This window comes from Streptomyces populi, from assembly GCF_002911015.1.
Classification (GTDB): Bacteria; Actinomycetota; Actinomycetes; order Streptomycetales; family Streptomycetaceae; genus Streptomyces; species Streptomyces populi.
In genome coordinates, this window is record NZ_KZ627005.1 from 1 (window position 1) to 13,454 (window position 13,454).

At 73.3% G+C, this 13,454-nt stretch carries 13 protein-coding genes; 5 read left to right on the plus strand and 8 right to left on the minus strand.

Annotated features, from left to right (window positions below; genetic code table 11):
• Positions 1–750: cytochrome P450 (locus tag CW362_RS39975; protein ID WP_162684393.1), on the plus strand; the 750-nt coding region annotated here is incomplete at its 5' end.
• Positions 751–837: 87 nt separating this feature from the next.
• Here CW362_RS39975 and CW362_RS39980 read toward each other — a convergent pair.
• From CW362_RS39980 to CW362_RS40000, 5 genes are read right to left on the minus strand one after another with little or no spacing between them, the layout of a single operon-like run.
• On the minus strand, positions 838–2,193 hold the full coding sequence (locus tag CW362_RS39980; protein ID WP_240658304.1) for a cytochrome P450: 1,356 nt from the start codon (positions 2,191–2,193) through the stop codon (positions 838–840).
• Positions 2,190–2,792 carry a GTP-binding protein gene (locus tag CW362_RS39985; RefSeq protein WP_103554503.1) on the minus strand — a complete coding sequence of 201 codons (603 nt, stop codon included), beginning with the start codon at positions 2,790–2,792 and terminating at the stop codon, positions 2,190–2,192. The genes CW362_RS39980 and CW362_RS39985 overlap by 4 nt, the downstream gene beginning before the upstream one ends.
• Positions 2,770–3,135, minus strand: a complete 366-nt coding sequence (locus tag CW362_RS39990) for a DUF742 domain-containing protein (RefSeq protein WP_167455663.1) — start codon at positions 3,133–3,135, stop codon at positions 2,770–2,772. Before CW362_RS39990 ends, CW362_RS39985 begins: the two co-directional genes overlap by 23 nt.
• Positions 3,132–3,545, minus strand: coding sequence for a roadblock/LC7 domain-containing protein (locus CW362_RS39995; RefSeq protein WP_103554505.1), 414 nt, complete (start codon positions 3,543–3,545; stop codon positions 3,132–3,134). The genes CW362_RS39990 and CW362_RS39995 overlap by 4 nt, the downstream gene beginning before the upstream one ends.
• On the minus strand, positions 3,542–5,008 hold the full coding sequence (locus CW362_RS40000) for an ATP-binding protein (protein WP_103554506.1): 1,467 nt from the start codon (positions 5,006–5,008) through the stop codon (positions 3,542–3,544). Before CW362_RS40000 ends, CW362_RS39995 begins: the two co-directional genes overlap by 4 nt.
• Before the next feature lie 207 nt (positions 5,009–5,215).
• Here CW362_RS40000 and CW362_RS40005 point away from each other — a divergent pair, with 207 nt between their 5' ends.
• Both CW362_RS40005 and CW362_RS40010 read left to right on the plus strand, forming a co-directional pair.
• Complete coding sequence (locus CW362_RS40005; protein WP_206301210.1) at positions 5,216–6,187, plus strand: AraC-like ligand-binding domain-containing protein; 972 nt, start codon at positions 5,216–5,218, stop codon at positions 6,185–6,187.
• An 88-nt stretch (positions 6,188–6,275) separates the two neighbouring features.
• A complete protein-coding gene (locus tag CW362_RS40010) occupies positions 6,276–7,145 on the plus strand; it encodes a LysR family transcriptional regulator (protein ID WP_103554507.1) in 870 nt (289 codons plus the stop codon).
• Positions 7,146–7,176: 31 nt separating this feature from the next.
• Here CW362_RS40010 and CW362_RS40015 read toward each other — a convergent pair whose 3' ends face one another.
• Entirely contained in the window at positions 7,177–8,607 is a 1,431-nt protein-coding gene (locus tag CW362_RS40015; RefSeq protein ID WP_103554508.1) for a YhgE/Pip domain-containing protein, read from the minus strand.
• Positions 8,608–9,324: 717 nt separating this feature from the next.
• Between CW362_RS40015 and CW362_RS40020 the strand changes: the two genes are divergently transcribed.
• Entirely contained in the window at positions 9,325–10,233 is a 909-nt protein-coding gene (locus CW362_RS40020) for a lysylphosphatidylglycerol synthase transmembrane domain-containing protein (RefSeq protein WP_376452389.1), read from the plus strand.
• A gap of 254 nt (positions 10,234–10,487) precedes the next feature.
• Complete coding sequence (locus CW362_RS40025; protein ID WP_103554509.1) at positions 10,488–11,351, plus strand: immunity 49 family protein; 864 nt, start codon at positions 10,488–10,490, stop codon at positions 11,349–11,351.
• Positions 11,352–11,597: 246 nt separating this feature from the next.
• Here the strand turns inward: CW362_RS40025 and msrB are convergent, their stop codons facing one another.
• On the minus strand, positions 11,598–12,005 hold the full coding sequence (gene msrB / locus CW362_RS40030) for a peptide-methionine (R)-S-oxide reductase MsrB (protein ID WP_103554510.1): 408 nt from the start codon (positions 12,003–12,005) through the stop codon (positions 11,598–11,600).
• A gap of 46 nt (positions 12,006–12,051) precedes the next feature.
• Complete coding sequence (gene murC, locus CW362_RS40035; RefSeq protein ID WP_103554511.1) at positions 12,052–13,440, minus strand: UDP-N-acetylmuramate--L-alanine ligase; 1,389 nt, start codon at positions 13,438–13,440, stop codon at positions 12,052–12,054.
• Positions 13,441–13,454: the final 14 nt, after the last annotated feature.

Sequence of the window (13,454 nt, forward strand, 5' to 3'; positions counted from 1 at the left end):
CGGGCTCCCGAACTCCGCGAGCTGGTGGACCACTTGTTCCACACCTCCGCCGACCCGGGCGAGATGACGGCCGCCTACGGCCGGCTGGTCGCCGTCCTGACCGAACTCGTCGCCGCCAAGCGGACCTCCCCCGGCGACGATCTGACCTCCGGTCTCATCGCGGCCCGCGACGACCGGGACGACGGCGCGCTCAGCGAACAGGAACTGCTGGACACCCTGACCCTCATGATCAGTGCCGGTCACGAGACCACGGTCAACCTCATCGACAACGCCGTGCACGCCCTCCTCAGCCGTCCCGAACAGCTCGCGCACGTCCGGGAGGGCCGCGCTGGCTGGGACGACGTCGTCGAGGAGAGCCTGCGCGCGGACGCGCCGGTCGCGAGCCTCCCGCTGCGCTACGCCGTCGAGGACATCGCCCTGTCCGAACTCGGCGGCCCCGACGGGACCGTGATCGCCGAGGGCGAGGCGATCCTCGCCGCGTACGCCGCCGCCGGGCGCGACCCCGAACGCCACGGCAAGGACGCCGAGCTGTTCGACGTCACCCGCGCCGACAAGGAGCACCTCGCCTTCGGTCACGGGGTGCACCACTGCCTGGGGGCCCCGCTGGGCCGCCTGGAGGCCCGGATCGCGCTTCCGGCCCTGTTCGAACGCTTCCCGGACCTCCGGCTCGCGGTCCCGGAGGAGGAGCTGAGGCCGGTGGACTCCTTCATCTCCAACGGCCACCGCTCACTGCCGGTCCGCCTTTCCTGATCTCCCGGGCCGGTTTCCCGGGGCCGGAGCCCCGGGTCCCGGGAAACCGTGGCTCCCGGGTCTCCGGGAACCCGCCCGGGTACGGGGTCACTCCCCGCGCCACCAGGCCGCCGTCCGCGCCCGGACGCTCCGCGGGCGGCCGGGCTCGGGCGCCGGGGATTCCGTGACGGACGGCGGGAAAGGCCCGGACGGCGACCGCGGCGCGCCCTCGGCACGTCCGCCCCCGGACCGCCCGACGACCGGTGCGGGCGGGAAGCCCACCGGCAGCGCGACGAGCGCGCGATGGAACGGGCCGGGACGCCACCGGAGCTCCTCCACGGGAACCGCCGGTTCGATGCCGGGGATCCGGTCCAGGAGTTTCTCGACCGCGACGGACGCGATCAGCCGGGCCGGCCCCCGTGCGGGACAGGTGTGCGGACCGGCGCTCCAGGCCAGGTGGGCCCTGTTGCCCGGGTGCCGACGGCCCGCCTGCGCCGGGTCCGTGTTCGCGGCGGCGAGGCTCACCACCAGCGGATCGCCCGCGCGCAGCAGCGTGCCCTCGTACACGACGTCGTACCGCGGGTAGTGCACGGCGTAGTTCGCGATCGGCGGGTCGGTCCAGAGGACCTCGTCGAGGGCGTCCTCGACCGGCAGGGTGCCGCCGGACAGGTCGCCCGCGAAGCGGTCGTCGGACAGCAGCAGGCGCAGACCGTTCGCGATCAGGTTCTGCTGCGGTTCGGTACCGGCGCCCATCAGCACGGCGAGGGTGTGGACCAGCTCCTCGTCGGTCAACGCGGCCGGGTGTTCCATGAGCCAGGACGTCACGTCGGGGGCCGGCCGGCGCCGCTTCAGCTCGACCAGGTCGGCCAGGGTGGCGACGAGCAGTTCGTACGCCTTCCCGGCGTCCACCCCGTCGAACATCCCGGACATGCCCTCGACCAGCCGGACGCCGTGCCCGGCGGGGCAGCCGAAGAGGTGGTCGAAGACGAGCAGCGGCAGGACCTGGGCGTACTCGCCGAGCAGATCCGCCGCGCCGAGCGGCGCGAACCGGTCGATGAGGGTGTCGGCGCTGCGTTCCGCGTAGCCGCGCAGCGTGCCGGCCTCGACCCGGGCGAGCGTGTCGGTGACGGCACCCCGCAGCCGGCCGTGCTCCTCGCCGTCGGTGAACAGGGCGCTGGGCCGGTACATCATCATCGGGACGACCGGGCTGTCCGGCGGGACGGTTCCGTCGGCGAGGTCCCTCCAGTGCCGCGGGTCCTTGGAGAAGGTCTCCGGGCTGCGCAGGACGTGCAGCGCCGCGTCGTACCCGGTGACGAGGGTGGCCCGGACGCCGGGGGCGAGTTCGACGGGCGCGGTCGGTCCGAACGCCCGCAGCCGTCGGTAGACCGCGGCGGGATCGGCCGCGAACTCCGGTCCGTACAGGGGCTGACGGGCCGGGCGGCCGGAAGACGGTACGGCGTTCACGCTTCCTCCGGTTCGCCGGTGCGGGCCAGCAGATGGGTGACGAGGGCGATCAGCGTCTCGGTGGCGGAGACCCGGTCGCGGGCGTCGCAGCGCAGCAGCGGTGTGGAGGGCAGCAGGTCGAGGGCCTCGCGCACCTCGTCGAGGCCGTACCCGGGTGTGCCGTCGAACTCGTTCAGGGCGACGGCGTAGGGCAGCTCCGACTCCTCCAGCATTCCCATGACGTCGAAGGACCGTTCCAGGTGCCGGGTGTCGGCGAGGACGAGAGCGCCGAGCGCTCCGCGCGTCAGGTCCCGCCAGAGTCCGGTGAAACGCCGCTGCCCCGGGGCGCCGAACAGGTAGAGGACCAGGGTGCCGCCGAGGGTGACGCGGCCGAAGTCGAGGGCGACCGTGGTCGTGGTCTTGTCCCGGGTGCCCGCCAAGTCGTCCACGAGCGCCCCGGCCCGGGTCATGACCTCCTCGGTGCGCAGCGGGCGTATCTCGGACAGCGCGCCGACGAACGTGGTCTTGCCGACAGCGAAGGGACCCACGACCAGCAACTTCACGGCGGTGCGCACGCCCTCGGGCAGATACACCGTCTCAGAGGCGGGAGCGCAGTCCATCGAGCACCTCCCTGAGGAAGCGGGCGTCGGACGGCGGTCCGGCGGAGGGGACCGGCGCGCGGGTGACGAGGTGACCGCTGTCCATCAGGTCGGCGACCAGCACTCTGGTGACGCTGACGGGCAGCTCCAGATGGCCCGCCACCTCGGCCAGTGACAGGGCCCCGGGCCGGCACAGCTCCATCAGCCGCCGCTTCTCGGGGTCCGGCGCGGTCGGCGGCGGGCCGTCGGCCGCGATCAGCAGCGTGACGAGGTCGAGGGTGTCGCACGAGGGCTGCGAGCGGCCGCCGGTGACGACGTAGGACCGCACCAGCCGCTCCCCGGGACGGCGTCCGGGGGGTGTCATGCCGGGCTGCCGGTGTCCCGCCGGGCGGGGCTGGCCAGCTCTTTGCCGAGCCGGTCGACCATCTTGTGCATGCGGTAGGTGACCGCCTCCATGTCGACGTCCCCGGTCGTGGACACCGCGAGGTGGGTGCCCTCTCCCGCGGCGACGAGGAAGACGTACCCGTGCGCGAACTCGATCAGGGTCTGCCGCCAGGGCGTGTCCGGGCTGCCGCAGAACTCGGCGGTGCCGCGGCTGATCGACTGCACTCCGGACAGCCCGGCGGCCAGCCGCTCGGCGTCGTCCCGGCCGATGTCCGCGGAGTGGGCGCGGAGCATGCCGTCGGCGGACAGCAGGATCGCGTGCCGCGCTTCCGGCACCTTCAGGACCTCGTCGAGCATCCACCCCAGCTCGTTGGTCATGGGCGCGGTCATCCCTGTGTGCTCCCTTCGATCGGATGGGGTGTTCCGTACGACGTCACGGGGGCGCTCGTCTCCGCCGCGGGGGCGTCGGCCGACGTCACGGGGCCGTCGGCCGACGGGAGGGCCTCGGGGCCCGCGGGGGTGTCCGGGGGCCGCGGGGCGGCCGGAGTGCCGGTGGTGTCCCGCTCCGCGCGGCCGAAACGGGTGCCGCGGGCGAACGCGCCCATGCGCCGGGCGTTCTCCTCGGCCGAGCGGGCGCTGACGTCCTCAGCGGGCACGGCGGCGGGCCGCTCCCCGGGACCCGGTTGCTGCTGCGGGGCGCGGCGCCGCCGTTTCGGCAGGCCGCCGGCCGTGGTCGCCCCGACGGGTTCGGCCGCCCGCCGGGTGGGGAGCACCGGCCGCGCGGGCGCGGTCCGGCCGGCCGGCCGCGCGGCTTCGGCCCGCGGGGGCGTCTCCCCGGCCGGGGCCGGGTGCGTGAGGAGCGCCGTCGGCAGGAACACCACCGCCCGGACACCGCCGTACGGGGACCGGGTGTCCACCGAGACGCCGAACCCGTACCGTGCGGCGAGTACGCCGACGACGGCGAAGCCGAACTGCGGAGGGTCGTCGAGCCGGGTCACGTCCACCAGGTCGCGGCCGGTCAGCAGCCCGGCCGCCCGCTCGACCGTCCCGCCGTCCATGCCGACACCGGCGTCGTCGATGACCACGCAGGCACCGTTGTGCGCCGGCTGGACGGTGACCTCGACGGTGGTGTCGGGCTGCGAGTGGCGTGCCGCGTTGTCCAGCAGTTCGGCGACGGCGAGGACCACCGGCTCGACGGCGCGGCTCTCGACGGCGACGTCGACCTGTCCGTTGACGCGGACGCGCCGGTAGTCCCGGACGCGGGAGGTCGCGCCCCGCACCACCTCGGTCAGCGCGGAAGCGCTGCGCTGCCGTCCGGGCCAGGAGCCGCACAGGACGGCGATCGCCTGGGCGCGACGCCCGAACTGGGCATTGGTGTGGTCGATCTCGAGGAGGTCGCGCAGGACGTCGGGGTGGTCGTGCCGGTCCTGCATCTCGGCGATGGACACCTGCTGCTCGTTGGCGAGGGCCTGGATCGAACGCATCGACGCCTTGAGCGCGGACTTCGCGGACCGGTCGGCGCGCGCCTGCGCGTGTCCCACCGCTTCCGAGAAGCGCTCGAGGACGGCGTCGAGGTGCTTCGCGAAGTCCGTGCCGGCCAGCCGGGTGCCGGACAGGCCGGTGTCCGGGACATCCGTGGCGGCATGCCGGTGGGGGGTGTCCTCCAGGGCGGGCAGGCGGACCTCGGCCAGATGGCGCAGCTCCTCGTCACGGGCCCGCAGGTCCTCCGTGAGCTCGTCGATCCGTCGGCGCTGCCGCTCGCCGATCCCGCGCCGGCGCAGCAGCAGCACGGTGACGGCGAGCAGGCCGACGGCCAGGCACCAGGACGCGGCCTCCGGTATCCGTTCGGTCATGGTCCTCAAGTCCTCTTGTGCAACGACGGCATTGCTGGGTCAGGAGCAGGAAAAGTGAGGGACGGTGAGCGAGTTGGCGGGGCGCATGACGGTAGCCGCGCACCGGCGTCCGCGCTTTCCCTCGCGCGCAAGGAAGTTGCCCCCATGCGCACCGGCTGTGTGCACTAGGCTGACACCGCGTAACTGCCCTCACCCGCACGGGAGTCGATGGTGGCCTTGCCCACGGGGAACTACCTGGTGGAAGCCCGGTCGACGGACGCGGTGGAGCCGGCCGAGCGGGCCGACTTCTGGAGCGAGCACATCGGGTCGTACCAGTCCCGGATGGGGTACCGGTACGGCCGCACCGACGACTTCCGCGGCGAGACGATCCGTCAGCGCACCGGGACGTATCAGCTCGTCAGGTTCCGGTCGGACGGGATCGAGTACAGCAGGACGGCGCGGCAGATCCGTGAGGATCCCGACGGGGACTACCGGCTGCTGCTGCCGCTGACCGGACGGATCGTCCTGCGCCAGGACGGCCGCGAGGCACGGCTGACCCCGGGGACGGGCACGCTCGTCTCCTTCACGTCGCCCTTCCAGTGCCTCCAGGACCCCTCCACCCAGGCGTTCGTCCTCACGATCCCGGCCCGCGAGCTGGACGGCCCGCTGAACCGCAAGTCACCGCTGGCCACCGGCCTGGACCTGAGCAGGGGCCTCGGCCGTGTCGTCCGCTCGATGCTCGACGGTCTGCACGCCGAGCGCGACGACCTCACCGACGCCCAGTTCGACGCCGTGTCCGACCGCGTGGTGGAGCTGCTGTGCATGCTCACCACCGGCGACGACCGCCCCGGCGGCGCCCGCCACCTGTCCGACGTGGAGGCGGTGGTGCGCCGCCACGTCCGCGAGAACGCGGCCGACCCCGGCCTCACCGGTACGTCCGTGGCCCGTTCCCTCGGCTGGTCGCTGCGCCAGGTCCAGCTGGCCCTCCAGCACGCCGGCACCACCCCCCGCGACCTGATCCGCGAGGAGCGGCTGCGCCTGGTCCGCGAACGGCTCCGGTGCGGCGACTGCGAGCACCTGACCATCACCGACCTGGCCCACGCCTCGGGGTTCTCGTCGGCGAGCGCCCTGAGCACCGCCTTCCGGCAGCGCTTCGGAGTGAGCCCGCGGGAGATGCGCAACGGCGTCCGCGGGACGTGAGCGCGCACCCCGCGGCCGATCACGGCCTGGGACAATCGGTACAGGACGGGATCTCGGTCGAAGACGGGCTGCTGCCCCGGGAGTGGAGATGGATCTGCGGCAGATGGAGGTCGTGGTCACGGTGGCCGAGGCGGGCGGTTTCACCGCGGCGGCCCAGCGGCTGCACGTGGTGCAGTCCGCCGTGTCGAGCACCGTCCTCGCACTGGAGCGGGAGCTGGGCACCTCCCTGTTCGACCGCACCACGCACCGGGTGTTCCTGACCCCGGCGGGCGAGGTCTTCGTCCCGGCGGCGCGCGCCGCGTTGCGGGCGGCGGAGCAGGCGCGGGCGGCCGTCGACCTGGTCCGGGGAAAGCTGCGGGGCAGGGTCACCATCGGCATGGCCCAGGGGGTCTGGGCCGACCTCCACCGGCCGCTGGCCGCGCTGCGGGCCGAGCATCCCGGCGTGACGGTACGGCTGCGGCAGGCGTCCCTGGCCGACGTCCGGCACGGACTGCGCGAGGGCACCCTCGACCTGGCCGTGGTCGCGCTCGACCGGGGGCAGCAGCGCGGTCTGGTGACCCGGCTGCTGTCGTACGAGGAGATGGTGCTGGTGTCCGCCCCGCCGCGGGCGCTCACCGGAACCGGCCCGGACGGCACGGTCACCCTCGCCGGGGCCGCCCGGCTGCCGCTGGTGGACTTCACCCCGGACTGGGCGATCCGTCTGTGCGTGGACCGGGCGTTCCGTGCCGCCGGTGTGGAACGGGAGACGGCCCTCGAGGTCGACGACATCGTCACCGCGGCCGAACTCGTCCGGAGCGACCTGGGCGTCTGCGTCATGCCCGCCTCGATCGCGGGCCGGTTCCCCGATCTCGTCACCCACGCGTTCGCGCGGCACGCGCCGCACTGGAAGATCATGATGGTCCACCCCCGCGGCGACACCCCGCCCGCGGTCACCGCGCTCCTGGGGCACATGGCCTGAGGGGCGGGACCCACCGGGACCGCCGGCCCGGTCAGGCGGACGCCGCGGGACGGGTGGCCGGGTGGGCGGGCGGCTGGGGAGTCAGCCGGTGCAGGCCCTTGCGGTCGTAGTAGCGGGTCATCGCGAAACCGAAGACGAGGGCGAGCACGGTGCCGATGGCGATCATGAGCCAGGCGCGGCCGAGCCCGGCGTCGGCCCGCGCGTCGAAGAAGAGGATGGCGCGCACCCCGTCGCTGAGCTGGCGCATGGGCTCGAAGACGGACAGGAAGCGGTAGAAGCCGGGGACCGCCTGGAGCGGGACGGTGGCGCCCGAGGACGGCAGGCCCAGCACGATGAACACGAACATGGACACGAGCTGGCCGATCCCGCCGAACGCCGCGTTGATCGCCTGGACGCCCAGTCCGACGGCGAGGCTCGCGCAGTAGGAGTAGATCCACAGCAGCGGCAGGTGCGTGGCGTCCATGCCCAGGACCGCGACGGTGGCCAGCATGACCAGGGAGACCGTGAGCACGGTGATCCCGGCGGTCATGACCATCTTCAGGAGCAGGGTCTGGGTGCGGTCGATCGGCACGGTCGGACGGCGGGTGTGCCAGGGGCCGATCTCGTTGTCGGCGTAGCCGAGGGCCGTGTCGACGCCGGTGCTGATGAGGTTGCCGCCGAGGAACCCGGCCAGCACCAGGAGCAGGGTGTAGTAGAACGCGCTCAGCCCGAGACCGCTGTGCGCGCCGATGGGGTGCCCGACGCGGGTGACGACCTGGACGGGGTCGGCGAGGAGCAGCTTGGTGGTGGAGTCCGCCTTCGCGGTCACCGGGGACGCCGTCAGCTGCTTCCCGATGGTCGCGGAGGTCTGCTGGGCCGCGGCCGTCGTGATCCTGCTCGCGAGGGACGAGCCGAGGCTGCCCATGCCGGGGTTGGTCAGCACCGTCATGGTGGGCCGGACGGTGGCGTTCGCCGTGGTCAGGGCGGTCACGGAGGCCGTGAAGTCCGCGGGGACGACGAGGGCGCCGTAGATCTTTCCGGAGGCGAGCTGGTCCTGGGCCTGCGCGCGGGTGAGCCTGCGCCAGCCCGCCGCGCCAGAGGTGTCGCTCGCGGCGATGGCGGCGGTGACCTGGGCGCCCACGTTCTGCCGCTGCCCCGGAGGCGGTGCGCCGGTGTCCTCGTCGACCAGACCGATCGGCAGGTGGCGCAGGTGTCCGTTCGGGTTGACGATGCCGCCCATGTAGAGCAGCGACAGCAGCAGGGCGAGCAGCCCCGTCAGCACGGTGGGCACCAGCCACAGCTTCGGACGGCGCAGGAGCGTGGCGGCACGGGCCTGGACGGGGGAACCGGCGCGGTCTCCCCCGCTGTCGCCGGTGCCGCCGCGGCCGCCGGGACGGGCGGTGTCACCGTCCCCCGTGTCCCTCGCGCCCCTCGGCTCCTCGTCGCCGCCGTCGTCCGCGCGGGGGTTGCTGTCGGCGTCCATGGTTCTCCGTAGGTTCCGGGGCGGCACGGGAGCAGCGGTGGGCGCGCGGCCCCGGCCGGGGAGTCCGGGGCCGCGCTTCAGGCCAGGATCGGGTGCGCCCGGGTGTCACGGGCGGCGACTCGCCGGATCCCCGGCGCCGGTCACGGCTTCGCACGAAGGCCGCGGCCCGCACGGCGACCGGACCGCTCCCCCGGCGCCCCGGACCTGCGGGCCCGCTCCGCCCGAGAACGGACTCCCACCCCTCGCCGCCCACCACTCACTGCCCGCCGCCCGCCGCCCGCCGCCCGCCGCCCGCCGCCCGAGGACGAACCCGCACCACCCGGACCCGACACCCACCACCCGCGGGCGAACCCGCAGCACCCGGTCGGCGCACGTCCGCCCGTGGGACCGGCGCCCGCGGCCGTGTCGCTCAGGCGCTGGTCCCCCTTCCCCTCCCGGACACCGTGGCGTCACACCGGACGGGCACGTTTCCCCCGTCCCCGTTGCATCGCCTCGGATCCGTCCGTCCGTACCCGGGCGTGACGCGGAAGGACGACGTGCGCCGTGTCCATGCCTCCGCTCGACAGCCTCCCCGCCACCGCGACCACAGCGGCACCTGCACCGACACCCGGCGACGCGCCTCGCGCCGTCCACCCCCCTTCGCCCCACCCCCCACCCACCGCCCGCCCGCCTTCCACCGCCCGCCTCACGTCCCTCACGCGGCTCACCCGCCTGGCGGTGACGCTGCTCCCCCTGCTGCTGATCGGGACATGGGCGGCCCTGGACCGGTGCGCCGTGGGCGACGGCGTGGCCCGGCTGGGTGGCGCCGATCCCTGGTGGCTGCTGGCCGGTCTCCTCTTCACCCTGCTGGGCTGGGTGGTCGCCGCGTGCGTACGGCAGGGCGCTCTGCCGGAACGGCTGCCGCCGGGCCTGCTGCTGGCGTCGCAACTGGCCGCGGGCGCCGCCAACCACGTGCTGCCGGCGAGCATCGGCGCCCACGCGGTGACCCTGCGCTTCCTGCGCGGCCGGGGCATACCCCTGGCCCGCGCGACCGCCTCGCTCGCCCTGTACTCGCTGGTCAAGCCGGTGGCGAGGATTCCGGTGCTGATCGTCTTCCTGGTGGCCGTCGGGGACACCCTCCGGTTCGGCGCGCTCGCCCCGGACCGCTGGACGCTGGTCCTGGCGGCGGGCAGCGCGGTGCTCGGCCTCATGACCGTCGGCCTGCTGCTGGCGGCGGTCCGCCCGCTGCGCCGTCCGGTCGCCGACTTCCTCCGCACCGCGCTGACCGACGTACGGATCCTGCACACCCGGCCCGGCCGCGTACTCGCCCTCTGGGGCGGTTCGGCCGTCGCCCCGGTGCTCCAGGGGAGCACGGTCGCGGCGGTCGGCTTCTCCCTCGGACTGCCGCTGTCATGGGCCCAGGTGGTGTTCGCGCTGCTGATCGCCGGTACCGCCGTCGGCGCCGTGCCCGCACCGGGCGGAATCGGACCGGTGGACGCGGCCATGGTCTTCACCATGGTCTCCCTGGGCGCCCCGACGGGCCTGTCGACGGCCACCGTCATCGGCTACCGCGTCCTGACGGTCTGGATCCCCCTGCTCCCGGGCACGCTGATCCTTTCGGCGCTGGTGCACCGCAAGGTGCTGTGAACGACAGCGGGAAGAGGGGCGGACACACCCTTCCGAACGGTCGCCGGACATCCCGGGAATGCGAGGAACGCGGGGAATGCTTCTACGACATCGCCGACGCCACGGGGAGACGCGACGAGCTCGATCCGGCGGAAACCTTCGAAAGGCGCTCGACGGGGAAAGCTAGAATGCGTATTCGTCAAAGGCGAGAAAGAACACGGATAAACACACCGGATACAGGTATCGCCGTTTCGACACCAGCAAGGGGCCCTTCCGTGACCGTACGAATCGACCGGCACGGACTGCCGTCAGGACCTGAGGCCGAACAGTACGCGCAACGGCTCGGCCGATACGTCAGCGGGGAAATCAACCGGCTCGAGGAGTCCGCGTCCACGATCGACGGAACGTTCGGCACGTCGGTCCTGAACCTGCGGGCCCGCTGTGTCATCGACCCGCAGGCAGCGGCGGTGGAGACGTGGGAGGCCACGGTCACGGCGATGCAGCTGGGTTCCGCGCTGTTCGCCGTGACCGGCGTGAGCGACGGCACCGTCGAGTGCCGCATCGACCGCGAGATGCGCGGCCTGCGTGCTGTCGGCCCCCTCTCCACCGCTGACGCGGGCACCTGGCTCCAGGCGTTCTGGCTGGCCGTCATCTGCCGCGAACAGGACCGCATGACGCAGCTCTGCGAGATTCCGCTGGAGCGCCTGCGCGCACCGGAGGGACAGTACGACGAGTACGTCCACCACTGGGTGGACACGCTCCAGACGTACTGGCTGCGGCGACCGGGACTGGTGGAGAAGCTCACCGCCACGTTCGAGGCGTCGGATCCCGCGGTGGCGCGGATCGCTCCCCCGGACCTCCTCCAGGGAATCCTCCACCCGCCGATCAGCCTCTTCTACCACTTCGTGCGCAGGGACGAGGAGGGCTTCGGCCCCGCTCTCGCCGAGGCGCTCAAACTGCACCGCGCCTACTGGACCTTGAGCGAGGAACGGTCCGCGGACATCGACGGCAGCATCGCCCTGGGGCCGCTGGCCGTCGCGTGCCTGGCCCACGACGGGGGCATCCCCGTCGAGGTCGAGTCCGACTATCTGCCCAGACACCTCCTCCAGCACGGGTGGCTCGGCGAGTTCCCCACCTGAGAACCGTCCCCTCGGGAACCGGAACGGACAACGCGTGCCCGCGGCGTCCGCGCCGCCGCCCGGAACACGGCGATCCCGCCCGGCGTCGTCCGAAGGACGGCCGAGCGGGACCAGGATTCGCCGGAGGAAAGCGCCGAAGCGGTTCCCGGACCGGAACCGGTCCGAGCGGGACCGGACGGACGCGGCCCGGTGAGACGTGATGACGCCCGCGCGGAACTCCCTGTCACGGGCGTCGTCCGGTCACGTTCAGCCCTCGTCCGGCGTCAGCCGCAGCGAGATGCTGTTGATGCAGTACCGCTGGTCCGTCGGCGTCGGATAGCCCTCGCCCTCGAAGACGTGGCCGAGGTGCGACCCGCAGCGGGCGCACCGCACCTCCGTCCGCACCATTCCGTGCGAACGGTCCTGGAGCAGCTCGACGGCGTCGGAGTCCTTCGGGTCGTAGAAGGACGGCCAGCCGCAGTGCGACGCGAACTTCTCCGTGGAGGTGAAGAGTTCGGCGCCGCACGCGCGACAGGAATAGACGCCCTTCGCCTTGGTGTCGGTGTACTCGCCGGTGAAGGCGGGCTCGGTGCCCGCCTGGCGCAGCACCGCGTACTCGGCCGGGGTCAGCTCCGCGCGCCACTGCTCGTCCGGCTTTTCGATGTCGTACGACATGAAGCTCAACCCCTCACGTTCAAGGAGGCCCGCTGGGGGGCCATGGTCACTCGGCCAGGCGGGCGAGGATCTCCGGTCCGAGGTCCGTCACGTCGCCGGCGCCCATGGTGAGAACGAGATCACCGGGCTTCGTCATTCCCGCGACGACGGACGGGACCTCGGCCTTGTCGTGGACCGGCGTCACCTCCGCGCCCGCGGTCCGCGCGGCCTGGATGATCAGCTCGCTGGTGACACCGGGGATCGGGTCCTCGCGGGCCGGGTAGATGTCCAGGACGACCGAGGAGTCGGCCAGCGACAGGGCCTCGCCCATCTCCTCGCCCAGTTCCTGGGTGCGGGAGAAGAGGTGCGGCTGGAAGACCACGAGGATGCGGCCCGAGGTCCCGGCCCGCATGGCCTCCAGGTCGGCGGTCATCTCGGTCGGGTGGTGCGCGTAGGAGTCGACGACCTGGACGCCGGCGGCCTCGCCCTTGAGCTGGAGGCGGCGCTTGACGCCGGTGTACGAGGCGAGGGCGGGGGCCAGCTCGGCGGCCGGGATGCCGAGGGCGACACCCGCGGCGAGCGCCGCCACCGCGTTGTGGGCGTAGTGACGGCCGGGGACGGAGACCGTGAACGTCAGCTCGGCGCCGTCCAGAAGGACCGTCACCTCGCTCTTCAGGCCGTGCGGGACCACCGAGAGCACCCGCACGTCCGCGTCGGCGGCGTCGCCGTACGTCACCACGCGCACGTCACGGCCGGTGACACGGCGGGTCAGCTCGCGGGCGCCCTCGTGGTCCGCCGAGATCACCAGCGTGCCGCCCTCGGTGACCCGGTCCACGAACGTCTCGAAGGACTCGTAGATCTCTTCCATCGACGCGTAGTTGGCGTGGTGGTCGAGCTCGACGTTGAGGATGATCGCGACCTCGGGCGCGTACTTGTGGAAGCTGCGGTCCGATTCGTCCGCCTCGGCGACGAAGATCTCGCCCTCGCCGTGCACGGCGTTCGAGCCCGGGGCGTCGAGGTCGCCGCCGATGGCGTACGACGGGGCGAGGCCGAGCGAGGACAGGGACACGGCCAGCATCGAGGTGGTGGTCGTCTTGCCGTGGGTGCCGGCGACCGCGATCGGGCGCAGGCCGTCCATCAGGCGGGCGAGGGCGTCCGAGCGGTGGACGACCGGGATGCCGAGCTCGGCCGCGCGGGCGAGCTCCGGGTTGTCCGCGCGGATCGCGGAGGAGACCACGACACAGGTGGCCTCGGGGTCGAGGTGGCCGGCCGCGTGCCCGATGTGGACCGTGGCGCCGAGCGCGCGCAGCGCCTCGGCGGTGGCGGACTCCTTGGAGTCGCTGCCCGCGACCACGGCTCCACGCTGCGCGAGGATCTTCGCGATGCCCGACATCCCGGCGCCGCCGATGCCGATGAAGTGCGGTCGGTCCATCGCGGTAGGAAGGCCGGGTGCCATGCGTGTTTCTCCCC

Coding starts and splice junctions, on each gene's coding strand:
- CW362_RS39985 (WP_103554503.1), bottom strand. CDS start 2,792: ATGGACTGCGCTCCCGCCTCTGAGACGGTGTATCTGCCCGAGGGCGTG.
- CW362_RS39990 (WP_167455663.1), bottom strand. CDS start 3,135: ATGACACCCCCCGGACGCCGTCCCGGGGAGCGGCTGGTGCGGTCCTAC.
- CW362_RS39995 (WP_103554505.1), bottom strand. CDS start 3,545: ATGACCGCGCCCATGACCAACGAGCTGGGGTGGATGCTCGACGAGGTC.
- CW362_RS40000 (WP_103554506.1), bottom strand. CDS start 5,008: ATGACCGAACGGATACCGGAGGCCGCGTCCTGGTGCCTGGCCGTCGGC.
- CW362_RS40005 (WP_206301210.1), top strand. CDS start 5,216: ATGGTGGCCTTGCCCACGGGGAACTACCTGGTGGAAGCCCGGTCGACG.
- CW362_RS40010 (WP_103554507.1), top strand. CDS start 6,276: ATGGATCTGCGGCAGATGGAGGTCGTGGTCACGGTGGCCGAGGCGGGC.
- CW362_RS40015 (WP_103554508.1), bottom strand. CDS start 8,607: ATGGACGCCGACAGCAACCCCCGCGCGGACGACGGCGGCGACGAGGAG.
- msrB (WP_103554510.1), bottom strand. CDS start 12,005: ATGTCGTACGACATCGAAAAGCCGGACGAGCAGTGGCGCGCGGAGCTG.
- murC (WP_103554511.1), bottom strand. CDS start 13,440: ATGGCACCCGGCCTTCCTACCGCGATGGACCGACCGCACTTCATCGGC.